General features: G+C 39.8%; 24 protein-coding genes. 17 read left to right on the top strand and 7 right to left on the bottom strand.

Annotated features, from left to right (window positions below):
* Positions 1-6 precede the first annotated feature (6 nt).
* Positions 7-1,314 (top strand): cation:proton antiporter, encoded by a 1,308-nt coding sequence (locus PGH07_RS08520; RefSeq protein ID WP_289414008.1) that lies wholly within the window; start codon positions 7-9, stop codon positions 1,312-1,314.
* Between the two features lie 110 nt (positions 1,315-1,424).
* Here PGH07_RS08520 and PGH07_RS08515 read toward each other — a convergent pair whose 3' ends face one another.
* The 6 genes from PGH07_RS08515 to PGH07_RS08490 all read right to left on the bottom strand — a co-directional run bounded on the left by PGH07_RS08515 (position 1,425) and on the right by PGH07_RS08490 (position 10,051).
* On the bottom strand, positions 1,425-2,465 hold the full coding sequence (locus tag PGH07_RS08515; protein WP_289414007.1) for a patatin-like phospholipase family protein: 1,041 nt from the start codon (positions 2,463-2,465) through the stop codon (positions 1,425-1,427).
* A 169-nt stretch (positions 2,466-2,634) separates the two neighbouring features.
* Positions 2,635-3,753 carry an ABC transporter permease gene (locus tag PGH07_RS08510; RefSeq protein ID WP_289414006.1) on the bottom strand — a complete coding sequence of 373 codons (1,119 nt, stop codon included), beginning with the start codon at positions 3,751-3,753 and terminating at the stop codon, positions 2,635-2,637.
* On the bottom strand, positions 3,754-6,480 hold the full coding sequence (rbbA, locus tag PGH07_RS08505; RefSeq protein ID WP_289414004.1) for a ribosome-associated ATPase/putative transporter RbbA: 2,727 nt from the start codon (positions 6,478-6,480) through the stop codon (positions 3,754-3,756). It lies immediately after the preceding gene.
* The gene (locus PGH07_RS08500) at positions 6,477-7,478 is read right to left on the bottom strand and encodes an HlyD family secretion protein (RefSeq protein ID WP_289414002.1); all 1,002 of its coding nucleotides are present in this window, start codon (positions 7,476-7,478) and stop codon (positions 6,477-6,479) included. The genes rbbA and PGH07_RS08500 overlap by 4 nt, the downstream gene beginning before the upstream one ends.
* Positions 7,479-7,709: 231 nt before the next feature.
* The gene (gene glnA / locus PGH07_RS08495; protein WP_289414001.1) at positions 7,710-9,140 is read right to left on the bottom strand and encodes a type I glutamate--ammonia ligase; all 1,431 of its coding nucleotides are present in this window, start codon (positions 9,138-9,140) and stop codon (positions 7,710-7,712) included.
* 131 nt (positions 9,141-9,271) lie between these two features.
* Positions 9,272-10,051 (bottom strand): histidinol-phosphatase, encoded by a 780-nt coding sequence (locus PGH07_RS08490; protein ID WP_289414000.1) that lies wholly within the window; start codon positions 10,049-10,051, stop codon positions 9,272-9,274.
* Between the two features lie 81 nt (positions 10,052-10,132).
* Here PGH07_RS08490 and PGH07_RS08485 point away from each other — a divergent pair, with 81 nt between their 5' ends.
* The 16 genes from PGH07_RS08485 to PGH07_RS08410 all read left to right on the top strand — a co-directional run bounded on the left by PGH07_RS08485 (position 10,133) and on the right by PGH07_RS08410 (position 22,174).
* Complete coding sequence (locus PGH07_RS08485; RefSeq protein WP_289413999.1) at positions 10,133-11,482, top strand: peptidase U32 family protein; 1,350 nt, start codon at positions 10,133-10,135, stop codon at positions 11,480-11,482.
* A gap of 105 nt (positions 11,483-11,587) precedes the next feature.
* Positions 11,588-12,082, top strand: coding sequence for a 5-(carboxyamino)imidazole ribonucleotide mutase (purE, locus tag PGH07_RS08480; protein ID WP_289413998.1), 495 nt, complete (start codon positions 11,588-11,590; stop codon positions 12,080-12,082).
* 21 nt (positions 12,083-12,103) lie between these two features.
* Positions 12,104-13,000, top strand: coding sequence for a glycine--tRNA ligase subunit alpha (gene glyQ, locus PGH07_RS08475; protein WP_289413997.1), 897 nt, complete (start codon positions 12,104-12,106; stop codon positions 12,998-13,000).
* 5 nt (positions 13,001-13,005) lie between these two features.
* On the top strand, positions 13,006-13,737 hold the full coding sequence (locus tag PGH07_RS08470) for a Nif3-like dinuclear metal center hexameric protein (protein ID WP_289413996.1): 732 nt from the start codon (positions 13,006-13,008) through the stop codon (positions 13,735-13,737).
* A 26-nt stretch (positions 13,738-13,763) separates the two neighbouring features.
* Positions 13,764-14,483 (top strand): zinc ribbon domain-containing protein, encoded by a 720-nt coding sequence (locus tag PGH07_RS08465; RefSeq protein ID WP_289413995.1) that lies wholly within the window; start codon positions 13,764-13,766, stop codon positions 14,481-14,483.
* Between the two features lie 14 nt (positions 14,484-14,497).
* Positions 14,498-15,667 carry a lipid IV(A) 3-deoxy-D-manno-octulosonic acid transferase gene (waaA, locus tag PGH07_RS08460; protein ID WP_289413994.1) on the top strand — a complete coding sequence of 390 codons (1,170 nt, stop codon included), beginning with the start codon at positions 14,498-14,500 and terminating at the stop codon, positions 15,665-15,667.
* Positions 15,657-15,959 carry a DUF167 domain-containing protein gene (locus PGH07_RS08455; RefSeq protein ID WP_289413993.1) on the top strand — a complete coding sequence of 101 codons (303 nt, stop codon included), beginning with the start codon at positions 15,657-15,659 and terminating at the stop codon, positions 15,957-15,959. Before waaA ends, PGH07_RS08455 begins: the two co-directional genes overlap by 11 nt.
* Entirely contained in the window at positions 15,937-16,674 is a 738-nt protein-coding gene (locus PGH07_RS08450; RefSeq protein WP_289413992.1) for an RluA family pseudouridine synthase, read from the top strand. The genes PGH07_RS08455 and PGH07_RS08450 overlap by 23 nt, the downstream gene beginning before the upstream one ends.
* A 60-nt stretch (positions 16,675-16,734) precedes the next feature.
* Positions 16,735-18,090: a signal recognition particle protein gene (gene ffh, locus PGH07_RS08445; protein WP_289413991.1), complete on the top strand. Its 1,356-nt coding sequence runs from the start codon at positions 16,735-16,737 to the stop codon at positions 18,088-18,090.
* A gap of 189 nt (positions 18,091-18,279) precedes the next feature.
* Positions 18,280-18,507, top strand: coding sequence for a 30S ribosomal protein S16 (gene rpsP / locus PGH07_RS08440; RefSeq protein ID WP_289413990.1), 228 nt, complete (start codon positions 18,280-18,282; stop codon positions 18,505-18,507).
* A 6-nt stretch (positions 18,508-18,513) separates the two neighbouring features.
* Positions 18,514-18,756: a KH domain-containing protein gene (locus PGH07_RS08435; protein ID WP_289413989.1), complete on the top strand. Its 243-nt coding sequence runs from the start codon at positions 18,514-18,516 to the stop codon at positions 18,754-18,756.
* Positions 18,756-19,277 carry a ribosome maturation factor RimM gene (gene rimM, locus PGH07_RS08430; RefSeq protein ID WP_289413988.1) on the top strand — a complete coding sequence of 174 codons (522 nt, stop codon included), beginning with the start codon at positions 18,756-18,758 and terminating at the stop codon, positions 19,275-19,277. The genes PGH07_RS08435 and rimM overlap by 1 nt, the downstream gene beginning before the upstream one ends.
* A gap of 95 nt (positions 19,278-19,372) precedes the next feature.
* Positions 19,373-20,068 carry a tRNA (guanosine(37)-N1)-methyltransferase TrmD gene (trmD, locus tag PGH07_RS08425; protein ID WP_289413987.1) on the top strand — a complete coding sequence of 232 codons (696 nt, stop codon included), beginning with the start codon at positions 19,373-19,375 and terminating at the stop codon, positions 20,066-20,068.
* Positions 20,058-20,417, top strand: coding sequence for a 50S ribosomal protein L19 (gene rplS, locus PGH07_RS08420; RefSeq protein WP_289413986.1), 360 nt, complete (start codon positions 20,058-20,060; stop codon positions 20,415-20,417). The genes trmD and rplS overlap by 11 nt, the downstream gene beginning before the upstream one ends.
* A 246-nt stretch (positions 20,418-20,663) precedes the next feature.
* Positions 20,664-21,242, top strand: a complete 579-nt coding sequence (locus PGH07_RS08415) for a hypothetical protein (RefSeq protein WP_289413984.1) — start codon at positions 20,664-20,666, stop codon at positions 21,240-21,242.
* A 2-nt stretch (positions 21,243-21,244) separates the two neighbouring features.
* A complete protein-coding gene (locus PGH07_RS08410) occupies positions 21,245-22,174 on the top strand; it encodes a hypothetical protein (RefSeq protein WP_289413982.1) in 930 nt (309 codons plus the stop codon).
* Here the strand turns inward: PGH07_RS08410 and smpB are convergent.
* The gene (gene smpB / locus PGH07_RS08405) at positions 22,168-22,629 is read right to left on the bottom strand and encodes an SsrA-binding protein SmpB (RefSeq protein ID WP_289413981.1); all 462 of its coding nucleotides are present in this window, start codon (positions 22,627-22,629) and stop codon (positions 22,168-22,170) included. The two genes, PGH07_RS08410 and smpB, sit on opposite strands and share 7 nt — an antisense overlap.
* Positions 22,630-22,738 lie beyond the last annotated feature (109 nt).

Below are 22,738 nucleotides of genomic sequence, written 5' to 3'. Positions count from 1 at the left end.
ATTATCATGCATAGTTTTGCGCCTGAGATATTGCTCGTTACGATCTTGAGTCTTGTAGTGCTTTCTGACAGTATATCTGCAAGACTGAAAATACCTTCGGTCTTCTTACTGTTGATCGGTTCCTATCTTATTTATACTTATGCCAAAATGGCAGTTCCTATTGATTTGAAGCTCTATTTTGATACGGTGATACTTTTTTGTATTCCTCTGATCTTTATGGCCGATGCATTACATTTACATTTTTCAGATATCAAAAAACACGGCTGGAGTATTTTTTATCTTGCTGTTTTCGCTGTTGCACTCTCTATTACAGCTGGGGCCAGCCTGTACAATTTAGATCTCTTTGAAGGACTGACCTTAGGGGCTTATGTCTCTTTATTTGCGATCAATATGGCAACTGATGCAGTCAGTGTACAATCGGTACTCTCCCGTTTTCATGGGATAAGTCATGATATCAAAGTTTTGATCGAGGGTGAATCGCTGGGTAATGATGCAACAGCAGTTATTGCTTTTTTCTTTATCGGTCTTCCATGGATGATGAGCGGTACGATAGATGCCGGTGATGCAACAATGGATGCTTTACGCGTCTTTGTTGTGAGTATCGGGCTTGGTATCGCTTTTGGGTATCTCTTTTATATGCTTATGAAACTGATCGATGATAAGAGGGGTGAACTCTTTATTTTTATTATAGAAGCCTACTTAGCGTATCTCATTGGTGAGCATTTTCATGTCAGTGGTATTTTGACATTGATCACTGCTATTATCGCAACGAAAGCGTGGATAGACATCGATATGAAATCGTTGAAAGACGTGAGTGAAAAAAAGAGTAAGACTTTTTTACAAAAGCTTCGTTTGCATGGCATCGACCCCACTACATCAGAGAGAATGGAGTATATCTATGAGATGGCTAAAGAGTTTGGATATATTGCCGCAGTAGTGATCTTCTTTGTCTTGGCAGAAATGGTCAGTTTGGAGAAGTTTTGGGAGTACAAAACAGAGATCCTGATCATGTTTGTTGTCACAACAGTGATACGTGCACTCTCCATGGCAAAGTTTGCATTTTGGGGCAACAAGGTGAAACATATCAAGCCTGTAGGTTTTGAGGGGTGGTTTATCCTTACCTTCTCAGGGATGAAAGGGGCACTCTCTATCATCCTCGTGCATATGATCCCTGCAAGCTTCGAGTATAAAGAGCTCTTTGAAGTCGTGACTACGGGTGTTGTGATACTCTCTATCTTCGTCTATGGTACAACGCTGTGGGCTTATTTTACATTTTTTAAGAAAGATGAAGAGAAGAAGTTGTTTTCACACTAGATTTTACATATTGAAAACCTTATAAACATATAAATTTATAAGGTTTCTGCAAAAGAAAAAGTAGACGATGTCTTTGTTCGCTTTCGAATGCATGCAAAGTAGTATTTTGATTAATAATTGAGTGTTGTATTCCAAGCTGACTTTGAACGCCCCTTTTCATATCCCACTTGATAAAGTGCATTCATATATTTTTTGTCAAAAACCTCTTTTAGAGGTACATCAAAACTCTTTGGTACATTGGTTATTTGTACATTAAATCCATCACGTTTAGCTAATGATATGATATTAACAAGGTCACCCAGACCTTGGTATTTTGTCAAGGTATAAATAGACCGTTCTGCAACATCACTAACTGAAAGGGAAACAGGTTTATATTCAGGGTCTACCTTGGTATTTCGTATCAACCACATATTTTGTTGAGGATGTATATGTAACATACGTTGCAGTTTTCGAATATCCAGGTCACGCGGGTATACGAATATCTGTCTGGTTACACCACCGTCTACATGAACTTCCTCATGCTTCTTCCCATTAATCACTACATCTATTAGTACTGGAGGAAAGACTCCCGGAATGGAAGATGAGGCCAACATAATATCCCTAATAAGTTTTGGTGCATCTGAACGACCACTTAAAGCAATTTTAGTAATATCCCAAACAACTGGGCGCTGTGCATCAAGATTGGTAGTACCGATCTGCAGCATACGTCCTTTACTTGCTTCCTTTGCTAAATCGGCTACGAAAACGTCATTTATCTCTTCAGTGAGAATCTTTCTAAGTGGTGCCGAATCTCCTAGTGAAGCACCAAAAAGTGCTTCAATCGGTGAAAATAAGACGATATTTTTTTGAGAGGACTCTGTATAGAGCCTTTGTATCACATTATCATACTTTGATCCCATGAATGCAAAAGGAGCAATCAGTGCACCGGTCGATATGCCAGTAACCACAGTGAACTGAGGTCTATCTCCACGTTCACTCCAACCCTTTAAAAAACCTGCACCATATGCTCCGTCTTCAGCACCACCTGAAAGGGCAAGTATATCTATTCTTTTGCGAAAAGTTTTATTGGCTTCAAGTCTCTTTAGATTTTCTCTTGTATAGGTATAATGCGCTGTTTTGTCACCCCAGTAACGAATGTTTGTATAACCCATTATCGTAGCTTTCGTATAATCTTCTGTAGGAGATGGAGGATAAGAGCGTTGCTTAGCAGAGCAAGCAGAGAAAAATAACATGAATGGTAAAATGCTTATTAAACTAACGAATTTTAAAATCTTCTTATCTACATAAAACTTATCAAATCTTTTCAAATGCTTTATCTCCTTAATTTAAACTCTTTTTGAAAATTGAAAGTGAAAACAGGAAAAAAAACATTCCAATTATGAAAATCCAAAACATATCAACCCATACTACATCCAAGCCAGCTCCACGATAAAGGATGGCTTGTGCCATACTGACAAAATGACTTGTAGGCATCAGTAGCATAACATTCTGTAGCGCTTGAGGCATACTCTCAAAAGGTGTGATAGCTCCCGAAAGTATCTGAAGCGGTAAAATGGTAATAATGATAATAAGACCAAGCTGTGGCATAGATCTGGCAACAGTTCCCATGAAAATCCCCATTGAAGTTGTTGAAAAAAGCATCAAAAATGCTCCAAACAAAAAGAGCCCTTCAGACCCTGCTATAGGAATATCAAGTATCCTTTTGATGACAAACTCCAGAGAAAGGGCTGCAGCGACCAGTACAACAGCTCCCATAGACCATACTTTCGATAACATAATTTCTGTAGCGCTTAAGGGCATAACAAGCAGATGCTCAAGCGTCCCATGCTCACGCTCCCTGATGAGTGCTGCACCTGAGAGAATGATCGAAAGTAAAGAGATTTGTTCAATGAACTCCATGATACTACCGAACCAAGTACTTTCAAGTGCAGGGTTGAATTTAATCCGGGTTACTAGCTCTATAGGAAGTTGTGTAGTAACTGAAGAGCCTTGTAAAAAGGTATTTATTTCATTATGAATGATCTGTTGTATATATCCGGCCCCAATACCTGCCTGAGACATGCGTGTAGCATCGATATTAAGTTGAATTGTTGGTTGATTACCATGAAGTATTTCTTTTTCAAAAGAGGCAGGAATAATGAGTACAAACGTGTAGATCCCTTTATCCATTCCAAGATCAGCCTTGTCTGCATCAACTAAATCAGGAGGGAGGAAGCGGGGTTTATAAAAAGCCCCCATAATTCTCGCAGATAGTGCCGAATGATCTTCATCTATAAAAGCAATTGGTACTTTATTTAATTCCGAAGATGTTGCTGTTGCGCCAAGGTAGATAGCGAAAGAAAAAGTATAGATAATCAGTACAGCCATAATTTTGTCATGCCATAGGCTTTGAAGTTCTTTGATACCTAGACGATAGATATTTAGAAGACGTTTTTTCATTTAGGCCTCCTGCTTTTTCAATGCTATCATACTGAGTAGCGTGATGACGACTACGGTTGCTGTAAGAACTGCAAAGTCATGACTAAGATCATTAAATTCAAGTGCTTTACTGAAGATACCACGGCTTATATTGATAAAATATGTTGCCGGAAATATGTTCCCGATTACTGCTCCGGCACCTTCGAGTGCACTGACCGGTTCTTGTAGTCCAGAAAAACTTACAGTCGGTAATAATGTGAAGATAGCTGTTGCAGCTAGTGCAGCGATTTGCGTTTTTGCAAAAGAAGACATCAAAAGTCCCAAGCCTGTAGTTGCCGTAACAAAAAGCAGTGCACCAAGACTTAAGATCAATAAACTTCCTTTAAGAGGTACTCCAAAAAGTGTAATAGCAAAAAACACCAAGCCAAAATAGCCAATCATACTGATAACAATATAAGGTAGCTGTTTCCCCAATAAGAATTCCAACCGTGTTACCGGTGTAGCGTAGAAATTGGTGATAGAACCAAGTTCCTTTTCACGAACTACACTTAGTGCCATAAGAATAGATGGGATAAAGACCAGGAGCAGAGGGATAACGGCCGGTACCATTGCATAGATACTTTTAAAGTCCTGATTATACCGATAACGCATTTCGATATTGACTGCCGAGAGAACGGGAGTATATCCTAACTGCTCTTTTGTCTGTTGAACCAGGTAGTCATAATGCATACCTTTGACATATCCACGAATGGTCTCAGCTATAAATGGCATAGCTCCATCTACCCAAACGCCAACCTGTACAGACTTTCCCTTCATTAGTTCCCGGCCAAATCCCGGAGGTATTTCAAGTGCCAGGGAAATTTCTCCACTGCGCATTCTCAAATCAAGTTCTTCAGATGACTTGATTTCAGGCTGTTCGAGAAAATAACGAGACCCCGAAATATTTTGTATATAAGAACGACTTTGGGGTGTTTGATCTCGGTCAAGCACCGCAAAACGTAGGTCCTCTACATCCATGTTGATTCCATACCCGAGCGTTAACATCAAGAAAATCGTTCCAAATAGAGCAAAAATTAGTCGGATAGGATCACGAATTAGTTCCAAAGATTCGCGGTAAGTATATCCAAGAAGACGCAGGGGACTGAAATATCGATTCTGAGGTACTGATTTAGGAAATGAGTGTGATGCCTGAATACTTTTGGATTGTTCTTTACTTTCATCAGCCTCTGTGAGGTAGTCTATAAATGCATCTTCAAGGTTTTCTTTATTTCGGGCATGGATCAAGGTTTCTGGAGTATCGCTGGCCAATACTTTTCCTTGATGCATCAAAGAGATCCGGTCACAGCGTTCCCCTTCATTCATAAAATGGGTTGAGACAAAGATCGTAACGCCTTGATTTCGTGAGAGGTCAATGAGCAGTTCCCAAAAACGGTCACGAGAGACAGGATCAACGCCGGAAGTAGGCTCATCAAGAATCAGTATCTGGGGGTTATGGACGACAGCCACAGCTAAAGAGAGACGTTGCCTGATACCAAGAGGAAGTTCTGCCGCAAAACTGTCAGCATAATGTTCCAGGTCAAAATGTTCTAGCATCTCTTTGATCCTAGGTTCTATTTCAGGTGGCGGAAGATGAAAGAGCTGGGCGTGTAGTTTCAGGTTTTGCCTGACCGTGAGCTCTGAATAAAGTGAAAAGCCCTGGGTCATGTAACCTACTCTACGACGTGTTGCTATATCTTGGGCATCAGAAGGATGACCAAAGAGCCATGCTTCCCCTTCGCTTGGGTTGAGTAATCCTGTGAGCATTTTCATTGTTGTAGTCTTACCACAACCGTTTGATCCCAGAAAGCCAAAGATCTCTCCACGTTCAATACTAAAACTCACATCTTCAACTGCAGTGAAGTCACCAAAACGCATAGTTAGCCCCTTGGCGATGATAGCTTCTTCACTATTTTTATAGTTCATATCGGTTCGTGGCGGCACAACAAGTGTTTTGTATCCTCGTCGCTTTGACTCAGGAAGTAATGCGATAAAGGCATCATCAAGATTGTTGGTTTCGGTTAATAGGTACAATTCATCCGGTGTACCTGTAGCTAATATCTTGCCATCATCCATTGCAACGATCCAGTCGAATCGTTCGGCTTCCTCCATATAGGCTGAAGCAACAATAACACTCATCCCCTCTCGACGAGTCCTTATTCGTTCAACTAGTTCCCAGAATTGACGGCGAGAAAGAGGATCGACCCCTGTTGTCGGTTCATCAAGGATTAATAGATCAGGATCATGAATAAGTGCACAGCAAAGACCCAGTTTTTGCTTCATACCACCGGAAAGCTTTCCTGCAGGACGATCACGGAAATGAGAAAGACCCGTACTTTCAAGAAGTTCATCAATCCTTGCTTTACGCTCGGCTTTTTCTTGTCCAAAAAGACGACCGAAAAAATCGACATTTTCTTCGACCGAAAGTGACATATACAGGTTTTTCCCAAGTCCCTGTGGCATATAGGCAATTCGAGGACCGATACTGCTCCGGTGTTTTTTGAAGCGCATGTCTCCATCAAAGACTTTGACAGATCCCTCCTGTATTTTTCTCACACCAGAAATTAATGCTAATATCGTTGATTTTCCAACCCCATCAGGACCTATAAGTCCAACCATGCAACCTTTGGGTATATCTAGACTTACATTATCCACTGCCATAGTATCACCATAATGATGACTTAGATTAAGCAGGGATACTATAGATTTCATGGTCTTGACTCGTTACGATCTCTCATAGTTAATGAATCCGGCCAAGGCATTGTTTCATTGAGTCGGACATAAGCAACACCTGGTAGTCCACTTTTGATTTTATGTAAATGTCCTTGTAAAAGTTCAGGAGCTATTTTTACTTTAACACGAAACATCAGTTTTTCTCTTTCTGTCTCAGTTTCTATCTCTTTAGGAGTGAATTGTGCTTCAGGAGAGATAAAACTTACCTTTGCAGGTATTGGGATATTCGGTAATGCATCCAAAACGATACGTGCTTCTGAACCAATGTTGATAAGACCAACTTCTGATGTCGGTAAAAAAATGGTCATATAAGTATCAATAAGATCTAGGACAACTAAAGCTTTACCGCCATTTCCGATCATTTCACCTTCTTCAACCAAGCGGTAAAGCACTCTTCCTTTTACTGGAGAGTAAAGTTTACTTTCTTGAAGTTGGACCTCTATACTTTCAGCATTTGCTTTTGCTGCATTAATTGCAGCTTCATAATTTGTTACCTGTGCTTTTGCTGCCATCAGCGCAGCTTCTGCCCTTTGATATTCAGTTTCATCTTCTTCTAACGTGATCAAAGCAATACTCTTGCTTTCAAAAAGTGTTTTACTTCTTAAATAATTTTTCTTTTTTTGAGTGAGATCAATTTCTTGTTGTGAAACAATGGCCTGAGCATAATTTTTATTTTGCTTAGCCTGTTCAACGCCTGCAAGTGCAACCTTATATTGGGCTTCAATTTCTCTTGTATCAAGTTCTGCCAACAACTGCCCTTTTTCAACCATATCTCCTTCTTGAGCATAAATATTGGCTATTCTCCCACCATATTTCGTTGTAATATCGACTTCCGTAGTTTCTAGTCTTCCATTACCAGAGGCGATTCCTTCATATTGATCAGTCTTATCCCAGTATTTTGTGAACATAAGTACAGAAGTGATCAGACCTATGATTACTAAAACATATAAGATATTTTTCAATAGACTTTGTTTCACATTTTTCTCCTCTGGCAACTTTTTTAATATTAAATAGTTAAGTATATACTATCTTAATTCCCTAAAAATGAAAACTTATAATATATACTATATTTGAGGGTTTTATAATGATTTAGTCTAAAGTATTATTTGCAAAAAGTATTATTTTTTTGAGTTTGAGTGAGAACAAAAATTATAGATATTTTTGAAGTGAAAAAGAAGTTCTCTCGGGCAGAAGCCCGAAAAGAGAAATTAGCAAGAGTAAGTTGTAATGTACTCGTATGCTGTTGGTCTACCTTCATCCGGCCAGATCTGTCTTTCGAACTGGTAGTGTTGGTAAGTAGTGATGAATTCTTCAGTAAATACCGGCTTAAGGAAGTCGTTATCAGCGATAAGTCCTTCAACTGCTTCTCTAAGCGTGTGTGGCATTTGAGGAATTTTCTTCTCTCTGATCTCATCAAGGCTGAGTTCGAAGAGGTCTTCATCCATTGGTCCAACGATTGGGTAACCACCTTTTTTGATACCGTCGATTCCTGCCATAAGAAGTGCAGCAAATGCAAGGTATGGACATGCAGTTGAATCCGGGAATCTTGTCTCGATTCTTACTGCCGGCTCACTTGCACCGTATGGGATACGACAAGCAGCAGATCTGTTTTGGCTTGAATAAGTCAAGATAGATGGTGCCTCAAATCCTGGTAGAAGTCTCTTATAAGAGTTTGTACTTGGGTTTGTAATTGCTGCAACTGCATCTGAGTGCTTGAAAATACCGCTTAGGTAGTCAAGTGCTGTTTTACTTAGGTTACCGTACTCACCTGGTGCGTAGAACATGTTTTTACCGTCTTTCCAGATAGACTGGTGTACGTGCATTCCGTTCCCGTTGTCTCCATAAAGTGGTTTTGGCATGAATGTAGCAGTCTTCCCGTTAAGGTGAGCTACCATTTTAACTACATATTTGTATTTTTGTACGTTGTCTGCTGCTTCAACCAATGTACCGAACTTGATACCGATCTCACCTTGACCTTGAGCAACTTCGTGGTGTCCAAGTACAACTTCAAGACCGATCTCTTCCATGATAAGCATCATTTCAGCTCTAAGGTCTACCATAGAGTCTGTTGGCATTGTCGGGAAGTAACCACCTTTTGTTCCTGGTCTGTGAGCCATGTTACCATACTCATATTTTGTATCAGAGTTCCATCCACCTTCTTCAGTGTCAACTTTGTAGTAAGCAGAGTTGATATCGTCTCTGAACTCTACGTTATCAAAAACAAAGAACTCATTTTCAGGTCCGAAGTATGCTACATCACCGATGTTTGCTTCATCAAGGTATTTTAGTGCATTTTTAGCAATTGATCTTGGACATTTTTCATACATTTGACCTTTGTAGATATCGTAAACATCACAGATTACAACGATCGTACTGTCAGCTGTGAACGGGTCAAGGAATGCAGTTTCTACATCCGGCTTAAGGATCATATCTGATTTGTCGATCGGCTGCCATGCGTCGATTGATGAACCGTCGAATGGAAGACCGTTCTCCAACATCTCTGCGCTTACTGCATGATTTCTATATGTAACATGGTGCCATGCACCTTTGATGTCTGTAAATCTAAAGTCTACAAACTCTACTTCGTTCTCTTCACAATATTTGTAAAATTCATCTGTGTTGTTCACAAATTTACCCATTAGGTTCTCCTCTGACATGAATTAAAATTTATCCAATAATTATAGCAGGTAAATATTTAGAGGAGGTAGTATTTATGATGAAAAATTAATCAATTATTTGAGCTTGAACTTTTAAGGGGATTTTTTGCTGTCTAAAAAGTAACCAACATACGGTCTCGCTGTCTAAAAGTGACTGCTTTTGTATAGCCTACTTCTTTGGCAAGCGCTGTGATCTCTTCATAGGCAAATCCGACCTGAGAAGGGGTATGTGCATCCGAACCGAAGGTGATCGGAATATCCAGTTCATAAGCTTCTTCGAGCAGTAGTTTGGAAGGATAAATCTCTCCTATCGGTTTACGAAGACCGGCAGCATTGAGTTCCATGACCATATCGGCTTTTTTAATCGCTTTAAGTGCATCTTTGGCAAGTAGTCTTATGTCGTGTTTTGGAAGGTATTTAAAGACTTTGATAAGGTCAAGGTGCCCTGCGATATCAAATCTTCCGAACTTTGCCATTGCTTCGATCGCTTCAAAGTATGCTTCCCATATTTCATCGACATCACGGTCCTTCCAACCGCTTAAAAACTCTGGATTGTCAAAACTCCACTTATCGATGAAGTGTACCGACCCGATGAAGTAATCTACCTCTTCACCCAATACACGTTCATCCATATGTCCCGGTAGATAATCTACTTCATAACCAAAGAGGATATCGATCTTCTCTTTATACTTTTCCCTGGCTTCAAAAATGTCATTACGGTAAGCATCCATCTCTTCAAAGGCCAATCTGTAATGCGGATCAAAATCCATTGGTGCATGCTCGGAAAACCCATATACATCAATACCGAGTTCAATGGCTCTTTGGATGTATTCATCAATGGTTCCTTCCGCGTGATTACAGCGGGTTGTGTGGTTGTGTATGTCAATTCTCATGGAGCAAATTTTAACATAAAAACAGATTTTTACTACTATTTAGGTAAAATTAGAGCAAAAATTATCCTAAATAGGCAAAACATGACTGAACAGAAGAAAGTAGAACTTTTAGCACCTGCAGGTAACCTGGAGAAGATGAAGATCGCTCTTAATTACGGTGCCGATGCCGTATATGGCGGTACCAGCACCTTCTCTTTGCGTATTCGTTCGGGTAAAGAGTTTGATATGGATGCCTATAAAGAGGGGATTGATTATGCTCACGCGAGAGGTAAAAAAGTCTATACGACGATTAATTCCTTCCCTTTTAATTCTCAAGTAAAACTGTATGAGAACCATATCGCAAAGATGGCTGAACTTGGGCCTGATGCACTGATCGTCTCAAGTCCGGGGATCGTAAAGATGGCAAAGCAGATTGCTCCCAATATCCCGATCCATCTTTCTACTCAGGCTAATGTAATGAATGCCCTTGATGCACAGGTTTATTATGACATGGGAGTAACACGTATCATTGTGGCACGTGAGATCAGTCTTAAAGATTGTGAAGCGATCAAGTCTGTACTCCCTGATCTTGAACTGGAGGTTTTTGTACATGGGTCGATGTGTTTTGCTTACTCAGGAAGATGTCTGATCTCAGCTATACAGACAGGGCGTGTGCCAAACAGGGGAAGCTGTGCAAATGACTGCCGTTTCCCATATGAGATCTACGCTCACAATCCTGAAAGCGGTACGACGTTTAGACTTGATGAAGAAGAAGGTATAGGTACCTACATCATGAATGCCAAAGATATGAATATGGCTTCACATGTCGATGAAATACTCGCTTCAGGGGTGATCGATTCACTTAAAATAGAGGGGCGTACCAAGTCTCCATACTATGCGGGAGTCGTGACTAAAGCATATCGTGCAGCTATCGATGATTACTATGCGGGAAAATTTGATCCCCAAAAGTATCAGGCTGAACTGAACACCACACAGAACAGAGGTTTCAGCGATGCATACTTGATCTCACGTCCTTTTGAACGTAATGATACCGAATCACATGACTTTACTATCCAAAACGGTACGCATCAAGTCGCTGCTTTGGTCAGTGAAGACGGCAAAACCTGGCGTTGTAAAGACAAGACCTGCATAGGGGATGAGGTAGAGATCGTGCTTCCTGTAGGTGCGACTGTAGAACTGGTGGATAATGAATACGGTAAGGTCGAAGAACGTGATGGTAGATACTGGCTTACGTTCAAAAAACTTATTTCCATCTCAGGCAAAGAGTTTGAGTGTATTCACAGCGGTGACCTGAATGATATCCTTCTCCCCGCAGAACTTCCTGGCTATACGATCCTTAGACGCGGTATCGCTGAAGCATTGGAGAAGAAAGGGTTGACAGAAGACTCTACCCCTATGAAAATGGTGCCAAAAGACAGGGTATGTGACTAAGTGGGCTTTGGAATGTATATTTGAGTTTGACCATTTAAGTGTCGCATTGAGATATGCATTTTGCCAAAAGAAAAACCAAAAAGCTTTAAATAAAAGGAAAACAAAATGAAATTTGTATCGATTGTAATGGGAAGCAAGAGTGACTTTGATGTAATGAAAGAGTGTGCTACTACACTTGAAAAGTTTGGTGTACCGTATGAGTTGATTATCTCTTCAGCACATAGAAGTCCTGAGAGAACAAAAAACTATATCAAAGATGCAGAAGAGAGAGGGGCACAGGTATTTATCGCTGCTGCAGGTATGGCAGCACACTTGGCAGGTGCACTTGCAGCAACAACTACGAAGCCTGTATTGGGTGTTCCTATGGAGAGCGGACCGCTTAAAGGTGAGGATGCTCTTTTGAGTACGGTAATGATGCCTGCTGGTATGCCGGTAGGTACAGTAGCGATCGGAAAAGCAGGTGCAACAAATGCAGCATACCTTGCGATCCAGATCATGGCACTGCAAGATGATGAACTGAGAGTAAAACTTCAAGAAGACCGTATCGCAAAAGCAAAAAAAGTAGAGCTTGACTCTGCTGAGATCGAAGTAAGACTCTAGTCTTTAAAAGTTAGGAATATTATGAATAAAGATGCTATCACATTTAGCGAATTACTACTAAAACTTCAGCAGTTCTGGGCTGAGCAGGGATGTAATATCGTACAACCGTATGATATTCCTGCAGGTGCAGGAACATTCCACCCTGCTACCCTGCTTAGAAGTCTTGACAACAAGCCTTGGAGTGCTGCATATGTTGCACCGAGCCGAAGACCGACAGACGGTCGTTACGGAGAGAACCCGAACCGTCTTGGAGCATACTATCAATTCCAGGTGCTCATCAAACCGAGTCCGGATAATATCCAGCAGCTTTATCTTCAGTCTCTTGAGTATTTGGGGCTTGACCTTACTCAGCATGACATCCGTTTCGTCGAGGATAACTGGGAATCTCCGACGCTTGGTGCATGGGGACTTGGCTGGGAAGTATGGCTTGACGGGATGGAGGTAACACAATTTACCTACTTCCAGCAGGTTGGAGGTATCGCGTGTGATCCGGTGGCCGTGGAGATCACTTACGGAACAGAGCGTCTGGCAATGTACCTGCAAGGTGTGGAATCTGTCTTTGATATCGTTTGGAACAAAAACGGTGATGAGGTGACAACATATGCGGATGTACACAAAGAGAGTGAGTATGAATTCAGTAAATACCACTTTGAAGTAGCAACTACAGAGAAGCTTTTTGCACATTTTGAAGATGCGAGTGCAGAGTGCAGACTCTGTTTGGAAAAAGGGCTTCCTCTTCCTGCGTATGATCAGTGTATGACTGCTTCACATGCCTTTAATGTACTGGATGCAAGAAAAGCAGTTTCACAGGCGCAAAGACAGAACTACATTCTCAAAGTACGTGAATTGGCGATCGGTTGTGCACAGTTGTATAAAGATCAGGAAGCAGAACGCAATCAAAGAGTCGCACAAAGGTAAGCGGGATGAAACTACAAGAAGTCTATGATTTCCTTGATCGTATCAGTCCTTTTGAACTACAGGAGAAATGGGATAACTCCGGACTGATCGTAGGTGATATGCATAGAGAAGTCTCACAGGTTGTTGTCTCTCTTGATATAGATGAAGCGATGATAGAAGAGGCAAAAGAGGAGACGCTTTTTGTAGTGCATCATCCATTGATATTTGGTAAACTTACACAACTTGACTTCTCCAAATATCCTTCCAATCTGATCGAAAAGATGATCTTGAAAAGACAGTCATTGGTTGCTTTGCATACCAATTTTGACCAGACACATCTCAATAGATATGTCTTTGAAAAGGTACTTGGATTGAAAATGGCGCATGAAGCACCATTTGTCTGTATGGCACGAGGTGAGTGGTGTTACAAAGAACTGCTTGAACTGATCAAAAAGAAGTTTGACCTGCCGACACTTAAAGTAGTAGGTAAAAAAGAGAAGATCACCTCTATCGCTCTGACTACCGGAGCAGGTGCTTCCCTTATCGATATGGTCGATGCTGACTGTTTTTTAACAGGTGACATCAAATACCACGATGCGATGAAAGCAATGAGTGAAGATCTGATGATGGTTGATATCGGACATTACGAGAGTGAGAAGTTCTTTGCACAGATACTTTATGATGAGTTGAAAGTTTTACCTCTTTTGGTTATAATTGCGCAATCTAAAAATCCGTTTGAGATTGATAATACTATCTAAAACCCCAAACCCTTTAAAGGAACAAGATGAATAAACATCTAAATGAATTGATCGCACTTGCAAAAAACGATCAGACGATCGACAGTTATGCACCTGCGATTGAAGCTGCAGATAAAAAAGTAAAAAAAGCACAGAAAAAAGTGGATGCTGTACAAGAAGAGATCGATACGCTAACGAAAGAAATTTCTCAAAATGAAGAGAAAGTCAAAAGCTTTGATGAACAGTTGAAGATCCTTAATGAACAGTTAGCAAGCAATGCAAAAAAAGCAAAAGACATCAGCACTGAAAAAGAGATGCAGGCACTTTCACTTGAAGAAGATATTGCAAAAGAGAAGATGACTTTTGCCAATGAAGAGATCGAAAGACTTCAAGGTATCAATGAGACAAAGAAAGAACTTCTAAAAGAAGCAGAAGAGAGACTGCAAGCACGTAATGAAGAGCTTACTGCGATTGCTGAAGTTGTGAATGTTGAGAAAGCTGAGATCGAGCAATCAAAAGGTGAGTTGTTCGTTAAAAGAGAAGAGCTTACAAGAAACCTTGAGCAGAAAGTTTTGGCATTTTATGAGAAGATCCGTATCTGGGCAGGTAACACAGCAGTAGTTCCAGTGAAAAAACAGGCATGTTACGGATGTTATATGAAACTCAATGATAAAACATATGCTGAAGTAATCAAGGCTGAAGAGATTGTGACTTGTCCACACTGTGGAAGAATCCTTTATATCGAGCGTGTTACGCCAGAAGCGTAATGAAATGAAAGACTATGGAGAAACTTTTCTTTTTTCTCTATAGCAGTACTATGGCAGTGGTTTATGTCACTGCTCTGCCTTTTTTACTCCTTTTTGCACTTAAACAAAAGTATCGCCTATCGATACCTGCAAGATTTTTTCTATGGAAGAACAGTCCGTTGAAAAGTGATGGTGTATGGTTCCACTCCTGTAGTTTTGGAGAAGCACTGGCAATTAAACCTTTGGTATCACAGTTGCCTCAAGATGCACTTCGTATGACAACAACGACACAAACAGGTTTTGAAGTAGTAAAACACTATACGGATCAAAGTCGTTTTTTACCCTTTGAGCCGTTACTCTTTGGTTGGTTGAAGCCGCAAAAAGTACTGGTAGTGATGGAGGCAGAATTTTGGTATCTGCTTTTTACTTTGGCAAAAATAAGGGGTGCAAAGACACTCTTGATCAATGCACGTATGAGTGACAGGTCATTTCCAAAGTATTATAAGATACGTTGGTTTTATGCACATATATTTAGATCGATTGATGAAGTATATGCACAAACTCAGAAAGACAAAGAGCGCTTGGAGCTTCTGGGTGCTAAAAATGTGGCAGTGATCGGAAATATAAAGCTGGCAAAACTCACTGCTGCGACTAAAATAATGCAAAAGCCATCGGGGTTGATCGTATGCGGTGCCAGTACGCATGAGGGGGAAGAGGGATTGATACTTGATGCCTATATGAAGCTTAAGGCTGAGCAGAATGATGCCAAGCTTATTTTGGTTCCAAGACATCCCGAACGCTTTGATAAGGTCGCAGATCTTATTGCACAGGTTGCCAAGTATCATGGATTGAATTGGCACCGGTATTCACAAGATGAGGGTCTAGATAGCGATATCATACTTGTTGACAGATTAGGTGAACTGGTGAATATCTATGCAGTAACCGATATTGTGATCCTCGGGGGTGCATTTGAGCCTATCGGAGGTCATAATGCTGCTGAAGCAGCACAGTTTGGCTGTAAGATCATTTCCGGTAAACACTATTTTAATCAAAAAGACATTTTTGATGCAATAGAAGGTATCGCTGTGGTTGAAGCATTTAATCTTTCACGTAGACTTTTGCAGCATAATCTGCTTAAGCCTACAGTGATAAAACAAAGAAGTGATATATCACCGATCGTCGAGAGTATACAAGATGTTTTATAGTATTAAAGAAGATCATGTTACACTCAGGATCAAGGCTCAGCCCGCAGCTAGCAAGAATGCATTTTCCGGGATCTATGGCGAAGATGCAATCAAGATTACAATCAAAGCACCGGCAGTTGAGGGTGCAGCGAACCAGGAACTGGTAAAATTTTTGGCAAAGAGTTTCAAAGTTGCCAAAAGCGATATTGTTTTTAAGAGTGGAGCACAGAGCAAAATAAAGATTATTGAGCTCCCTGTAACAGAAAAATTTAAAGAGTGGGTGGAACACAATGGCTACGGAACAAGCATTTAAAGTATTGGCAATACAAGAAGGTATTTCCAATAATAGAGCAAAAGCACTGATTGATAACGGGTTGGTCTTTGTTGGAGATAAACAGGTAAAGATCGCTAGGGCACAGATCAACACGGAAACTAAGTTTCGTATCGAGTATCCAAGTGACGTAGAAGTCCTTTATGAAGATGAGAATATCATTGCGGTCAATAAACCGGCACAAATAGATAGTTATGATATTCAAGATGCAATTGAAGGTGCTGAATTGTTACATAGACTGGATCGAGATACTTCAGGCGTTCTGTTACTTGGAAAAAATCGTGAGTTCGTTGACAAAGCGGTCAAAGAGTTCAAGAATCGTAGAGTAAAAAAAGAGTATATCGCCTGGGTTGAGGGTGTAGTGTATGACACAATGGAGATTAATGACCCAATACTCACGATCAAAAAAGGTAAGGCCTTTTCAAAGATTGATCCTGTACGCGGTAAAAAAGCGTATACAAAAGTGATCCCTGATGAAGTACAGGGTAAAAAGTCCAAGGTGAGAGTAGAGATCACAACAGGACGTACACACCAGATACGTGTGCATTTGGCAAGTGTAGGGCATCCTATAGTGGGTGATGAGCAGTATGGTTCAGTTACGAAGTCTAAGCGTATACTACTGCATTCAGCAAAAATGTGTATTTTTGACTACACTTTTGAAGCACCTGAGCCTCAAGATATCCGTAGGTATAAATAGGCCCTATAAGCCAAGATTGGATAAAATCACAGCAATATTATTGAGAATTCAAGGTAAAAAATGTTTGATACGTTAACCGATAGTTTTAAAAATGCCATAGGCAAGATTCGTTTTCATGATGATGAGAAAGCACTCAAGAAAGCGACTGATGAACTTAAAAAATCACTTCTGAAAGCAGATGTTCACCATAAAGTGGTCAAAGAGCTTATCAAAGCTGTGGAACTGGATACCAAGAAAAACGGTATTGGTAAAGAACAGTTTATGGCTGCATTACAAAAAGAACTCACCGATATACTTACTATTGAAGGTGCCCCCAAAGGGTTTACCTTTGCTTCCAAGCCACCAACCGTGGTGCTCATGATCGGTCTTCAGGGTTCCGGTAAGACAACTACAACTGGGAAGCTTGCTTATTTCCTAAAGGAACAGAAAAAGAAAAAAGTATTGGTTATTGCTGCTGACCTTCAGAGACTTGCAGCAGTAGAACAGCTTAAACAGATCACTTCACAAATTGAAGTTGATCTGGTTGCTGATGAAAATGCTTCTCCTGAAACGATTGTGAAGCAGGGACTCGAGAAGGCCCAAAAAGAGCTTTATGATGTGGTACTGATCGATACTGCCGGACGTTTGGCTATCGATGAGGAACTGATGGATGAACTGGCACGCGTGAAAGAAGTGGCCGAGCCTGATGAACTCTTCTATGTAGCAGATGCTATGACAGGTCAGGATGCTGTGAGAACAGCACAGACCTTTAAAGAGAAGATAGGAATCACAGGTGTTGTACTCTCGAAATTTGACGGTGATAGTAAGGGTGGAGTTGCACTTGGACTAAGCGAGCAGGTAGGTGCACCACTTCGTTTCATTGGTGCGGGTGAGAAGATGCCGGACCTTGAGCAGTTCATTCCTGATCGTATCGTGAGCCGTCTTATGGGAGCAGGGGATGTAGAATCACTTGCTGAGAAAGCTGCTGCGGCTATTGATCCTAAAGAAGCGAAAAAAATGACTCAAAAGATCAAGAAAGGTCAGTTTAATTTCAATGACTTCCTAGATCAGATGGAGCAAATGAAGAAGCTTGGATCGATGAAATCAATAATGGGGATGATCCCGGGAATGAGCGGTATGGCAAAACAGATCGGTGATCTGGATTTGGAAAATTCTGCTGAGATCAAGATGATCAAGGCGATGGTATCCTCTATGACAGCCAAAGAGAGAGAAAACCCTGATCTTCTCGATAATATGCGTAAAAGAAGAATTGCTGCAGGTGCAGGGCTTGATCAAATGCAAGTGAACCGTGTCCTAAAGCAATTTAAAAATGCTGCGAAGATGGCTAAAAAGCTATCAGGTAAGGGTGGCATGAAACAAATGCAGGATCTAATGAAACAGATGCAAGGCGGTGGATTCCCCGGTATGCCTCGCTAAGCTGCCATAAAATCAGGTGCAAGTCATTGCACCTTAATTTAATAAAAACTTTATATTTATTATGTTAGAATCGCGTTCCAAAAGTCTTGATGAGTGTTCTGAGTCATTAAAGAACAGTTGTCAGGATTTATCAAGTAAATCTTAATCCTCTGAGATTACATAAAAAAAATATTTTCATAAGGAAAAAAAATGACAAAGATCAGAATGACAAGAATGGGTAGAAAGAAGAAGCCATTTTACAGAATCGTAGTTACAGACAGTAGAAAAAGAAGAGACGGTGGTTGGATCGAATCTATCGGTTACTACAACCCGATCGGTGAAACTAAAGATATTAATATCGATGCTGAAAGACTAAACTACTGGCTAAGTGTTGGTGCTCAAATGACTCCAACAGTACAAAGAATTGCTGGAAAATAATTTTTTATGGTAGATGCGTTCCTTATCGCTTATTCGAAACTTTTAGTGGAGCATCCCGAAGATATCTCAGTAGAGATTACTGAGATAGATGAAGGGTTGGATGAGATCACTATATATGCTAACGATGAGGATGTCGGCAAGCTTATCGGTAAGCAGGGACGCATGATAAACTCTATCAAGACAGTCATCTCCGGCTGTAAAGCAAAATACGGTAAAAACTACCGTCTCAATGTAAAGCCAATCGCATAATGGAAAAATTTTTTATCGCTCAGATCGGGCGTACCGTAGGACTTTGGGGTGACCTTAAGATCCATCTTCATACAGACTTCCCGGAACAGTTTAAAGTAGGACAGACGTATCATAGTGACCGCGGAGAGCTGACACTGATTGATATCAATGCAAATAAGGGCACTGTACGTTTTCAAGGGTATGCAGGTGTAGAGGCTGCAAAGAAGTTGACTAATGCAAAGATCTATGCAACTGAAGCAGAAACCAAGGCCAATTGCGCCTTGAGTGAAGGTGAACATTTCTGGTTTGACATTATAGGTTGTAAAGTGATGCAGGATGATGAGCTTCTGGGTGAAGTAGAAGATATCCAGCGTATGCTGGATGTGGATTACCTGCTAATCACAACTGATGAGTCATTGGTAAAAGAAGGGTTTGCAAAAAACTTCCTTTTGCCATATATTCCAAGATATATACTCAATGCGGATACTGATAATAAAAAAATCTTTACACAAGATGCTAAAGATATATTAGAAGCCTCCTGATCATAGGAGGCTTTTGAACAAAGTTCAAAAACTACGCTAACGCTGTATCTGCTTTTGTAGCAGGTTCATGCGATTAATCACTTTAAGGAATAATCATGCGCTTTTCTTTTGTAACACTTTTTCCTAACTTGATTAAAGGGTATTTCACTGAGAGTATCCTAAAGCGGGCTATTGATGAAAATAGGATCTCGATAGATTTTTTTAATCCACGCGACTTTACAACAGATAAATTCAATAGAGTAGATGCTCCAATGGTAGGTGGAGGTGCAGGAATGCTGATGACCCCACAACCGCTTATGGATACATTGGATAGCATAAAAAAAGAATCTCCTGATGCCCATATTATTTTTGTTACACCTGTGGCAAAACCGTTTAAACAAAACGATGCTAAGCGTTTGGCCGGGAAAAAGCATATTGTTTTTGTTTCAGGAAGATATGAGGGGATTGATGAGAGGGTGATCGAGGCACATGCAGATGAGGTTTTTTCGATCGGAGATTTTATTCTTACCGGTGGAGAATTGCCGAGTATGGTGATGTGTGATGCGATAAGTAGAAATATTGAAGAGGTATTGGGCAACATTGATTCATTGAGTATGGAAAGTTATGAAGGGTCGTTTTTAGAAGCACCTTCATTTACAAAACCAAAAAATTATCATGGACGTGAAGTAGTTTCAGAGTTCTTAAAGGGTAATCATAGTAAAATCACGGACTTTAAAAGAGACTTGGCTTTGTGTAAAACAAAGTTTTTCCGTCCAGACTTATACAAAAAAGGTATAAAACATGAGAAATAAATACATCGAAAGCTTCGAACAGGCGCAACTAGAAGGTAAAACTATTCCTGAATTTAGAGCGGGTGATACTTTAAAAGTATCTGTAAGAATTAAAGAAGGTGACAAAGAAAGAATTCAGGACTATGAAGGTCTTTGTATCTCAATCAGAGGTGAAGGAACAGGTAGAACTTTCACTGTAAGAAAAATGGGAGCAAACTCTGTAGGTGTTGAAAGAATCTTCCCACTTTACTCTGATAGTATCGAGAACATCGAAGTTAGAAGAAGAGGTAGAGTTAGAAGAGCGAAGCTTTACTACCAAAGAGCACTTAAAGGTAAAGCTGCACGTATTAAAGAGCTTAGAAGAAAGTAATCTTTCTCTCTGCTTTTTGCATCTTCGGATACCTGGGTGCGGTCAGCTGCATATATGTAGCCTTCTTTACCCAGGTATCCAAATCTACAACAATTTAAAAATAAATCTTTACTTCCTTTAAATAAAACTCCAAAACTTTACACAATTACAAAGACACTTTATATATCACTACTTTATCATTGTACTTAATGCTAAATGCTTTTTGCTATAATTATCCAAAACTGAGGTATAGGGGACTCTTTTTTAATGCTAACTACTGTCATACATAGAATTATCACTCTTTTACAGCTTATTTTTGTCATTACTTTTATTGTTTTTGAAGAGCTGATCTGGGAAGGAATCGCAAAGCCGATCTACACATATGTACATGGATTGAGGATACTTCAACGTATAGAAGTCAGGGTACATGATGCCAATCCTTCATTAATCCTTTCAATATTCGTAGTACTATTGGCTCTTGTAGAGTCATTTGGTATTTATGCAGGTGTACTTTTTGTGAGTGGTCAGGTTATCTTGGGTGTTATACTTTATGTAGCAAAAATCCCTGTAGCAGCATTTACATTCTGGCTGTTTAGAGTGACTGAAGATAAACTTATGCAGTTTGGCTGGTTTAAATGGATTTATGAAAAAATTATGGATGCAGTCGACTGGCTTAAATCATCTGATATCTATATCCAAACAATGAACAGGCTGAAGATGGTCAAAATGAAATTGAAAGAGTGGTTCAAGACTTTTAAATCAAAGTATTTCGCCAAAGAGAGCCCTTTTGTTACTAAAATAAAACAGTTTTATAAAGCGATCAAAACAATACTGCGCAGATCATAGTCATGAAAAGAAATAGTATTTTTTGGCTCTTTACAGTCTTTTTGAGTACTATAATTGTCTTAGGATTATTGCTAAGTATTGAACAGAGCCGTACCTTTTTAGTAGCATTATTTATCCGTATATTTGTTTTTGCAAAACATCATGTGATTGCTATTCTTTCTGGATTTTTTCTTGTAAAAGGAAAGTTTATTTTTTCACTTTTTATCAAAAAGATCGCTTTGCTCTCTGCAACAGGACTAAGTAAACGCTATTTTATAGAGAAGGTTCTCACACATCATATTAGAATACACTTTGTTGATCATATCAAGGATGATCTGCTGCGCTTGGGGCATTATGTCAAGAATAATTTTAGAAGATTCCCGATCATTAAACAGATTATTGCTGTGATGGCATTTCTTAGTTCATTAGGAATAGTAGGAAAATTCATGGGCTTGATGTTGGCAATCAAGGTATTTGTGGCAAAGTTCTGGAGTTTTTTGTTGGCGGTATTTCTCAAGCTTGGTACGGCAGCCGGCTACTTTTTTACTGATTATCTATGGGGTAGCTGGATCGCACCTATTCTTGAAGTGGTCATTTTCTCTTGGTTTTTGGAGTGGTTGGAAAAGGTTCCTTTTCTTAAAAGTTTTTTTCAAAAACTGTATGGAATATTATATAAGGGTTTGAAAAGTGTTGAAATAATTATTGAAAAGATCTTTACTCTCCCTTTAAGAGCCATTTTTGCTTATCTGGCAAAATGGGTAAAGCAGTGGATAGAAACATTTATAGGAGAAAAAAGGTTGTCTTCCTGGTACGCACTTCAAAAAATAAAATCACTCAAGCCAAGTACCTATGTAAAGCTTCAAAAAAAGCGTCAAGAGAGAAAAAGAGAGAAAAAAGGATCTCTCTCTGCATATGAAAAGCTTAAAGCAAAACGTTTGAAAAGAACTCAGTAAGATCGGTTCTTCATTGCTTGTTTTGCTTCTCTATCCAATGTTTTTTCTTTGAGGTCAGCACGCTTGTCGTGTAATTTCTTTCCTCTGGCTATAGCTATACTTGTCTTAGCTCGGTTTTGTTCATTAAAGTAGATCATAAGCGGTACGATCGTAAGGCCCTCTTTATGTACTTTTACATAAAGTTTTTCCAGTTCTTTTTTATGAAGAAGCAGTTTTCTTGGTGCCCTTGTATCCGGGGTAAAGTGTTTACTGGCAGTTTCCAGATGTGCAATATGGGCATTCATCAAAAAGAGTTCACCTCTGATAAAACGGCAGTAGGAATCTTGTAAATTGGCACGTTTTGCACGCAGTGCTTTTACCTCTGCACCGGTAAGTACGATGCCGGCCTCGAACTTTTCAAGAATTTCATAATCATGTTTGGCTTTTTTATTTTGTGCGATGATATTGATAGCCAAAACTTTCCTTTTTTCAAAATATTTTATTTACGTAATTATAGCATAAGGAGTACTTAGCAGATCATTTTTCAATAAACTAGTAATTAATTTAAGAATGTTATAATTTACT

The sequence above is a fragment of the Sulfurovum zhangzhouensis genome, from assembly GCF_030347965.1.
GTDB lineage: Bacteria > Campylobacterota > Campylobacteria > Campylobacterales > Sulfurovaceae > Sulfurovum > Sulfurovum zhangzhouensis.
The sequence above is the reverse complement of the archived record's forward strand: the minus strand, read 5'-3'. Positions and strand labels throughout refer to the sequence as shown.

Coding starts and splice junctions, on each gene's coding strand:
- PGH07_RS08520 (WP_289414008.1), top strand. CDS start 7: ATGCATAGTTTTGCGCCTGAGATATTGCTCGTTACGATCTTGAGTCTT.
- PGH07_RS08515 (WP_289414007.1), bottom strand. CDS start 2,465: ATGGGTTATACAAACATTCGTTACTGGGGTGACAAAACAGCGCATTAT.
- PGH07_RS08510 (WP_289414006.1), bottom strand. CDS start 3,753: ATGAAAAAACGTCTTCTAAATATCTATCGTCTAGGTATCAAAGAACTT.
- rbbA (WP_289414004.1), bottom strand. CDS start 6,480: ATGAAATCTATAGTATCCCTGCTTAATCTAAGTCATCATTATGGTGAT.
- glnA (WP_289414001.1), bottom strand. CDS start 9,140: ATGGGTAAATTTGTGAACAACACAGATGAATTTTACAAATATTGTGAA.
- PGH07_RS08490 (WP_289414000.1), bottom strand. CDS start 10,051: ATGAGAATTGACATACACAACCACACAACCCGCTGTAATCACGCGGAA.
- PGH07_RS08485 (WP_289413999.1), top strand. CDS start 10,133: ATGACTGAACAGAAGAAAGTAGAACTTTTAGCACCTGCAGGTAACCTG.
- purE (WP_289413998.1), top strand. CDS start 11,588: ATGAAATTTGTATCGATTGTAATGGGAAGCAAGAGTGACTTTGATGTA.
- glyQ (WP_289413997.1), top strand. CDS start 12,104: ATGAATAAAGATGCTATCACATTTAGCGAATTACTACTAAAACTTCAG.
- PGH07_RS08470 (WP_289413996.1), top strand. CDS start 13,006: ATGAAACTACAAGAAGTCTATGATTTCCTTGATCGTATCAGTCCTTTT.
- PGH07_RS08465 (WP_289413995.1), top strand. CDS start 13,764: ATGAATAAACATCTAAATGAATTGATCGCACTTGCAAAAAACGATCAG.
- waaA (WP_289413994.1), top strand. CDS start 14,498: ATGGAGAAACTTTTCTTTTTTCTCTATAGCAGTACTATGGCAGTGGTT.
- PGH07_RS08455 (WP_289413993.1), top strand. CDS start 15,657: ATGTTTTATAGTATTAAAGAAGATCATGTTACACTCAGGATCAAGGCT.
- PGH07_RS08450 (WP_289413992.1), top strand. CDS start 15,937: ATGGCTACGGAACAAGCATTTAAAGTATTGGCAATACAAGAAGGTATT.
- ffh (WP_289413991.1), top strand. CDS start 16,735: ATGTTTGATACGTTAACCGATAGTTTTAAAAATGCCATAGGCAAGATT.
- rpsP (WP_289413990.1), top strand. CDS start 18,280: ATGACAAAGATCAGAATGACAAGAATGGGTAGAAAGAAGAAGCCATTT.
- PGH07_RS08435 (WP_289413989.1), top strand. CDS start 18,514: ATGGTAGATGCGTTCCTTATCGCTTATTCGAAACTTTTAGTGGAGCAT.
- rimM (WP_289413988.1), top strand. CDS start 18,756: ATGGAAAAATTTTTTATCGCTCAGATCGGGCGTACCGTAGGACTTTGG.
- trmD (WP_289413987.1), top strand. CDS start 19,373: ATGCGCTTTTCTTTTGTAACACTTTTTCCTAACTTGATTAAAGGGTAT.
- rplS (WP_289413986.1), top strand. CDS start 20,058: ATGAGAAATAAATACATCGAAAGCTTCGAACAGGCGCAACTAGAAGGT.
- PGH07_RS08415 (WP_289413984.1), top strand. CDS start 20,664: ATGCTAACTACTGTCATACATAGAATTATCACTCTTTTACAGCTTATT.
- PGH07_RS08410 (WP_289413982.1), top strand. CDS start 21,245: ATGAAAAGAAATAGTATTTTTTGGCTCTTTACAGTCTTTTTGAGTACT.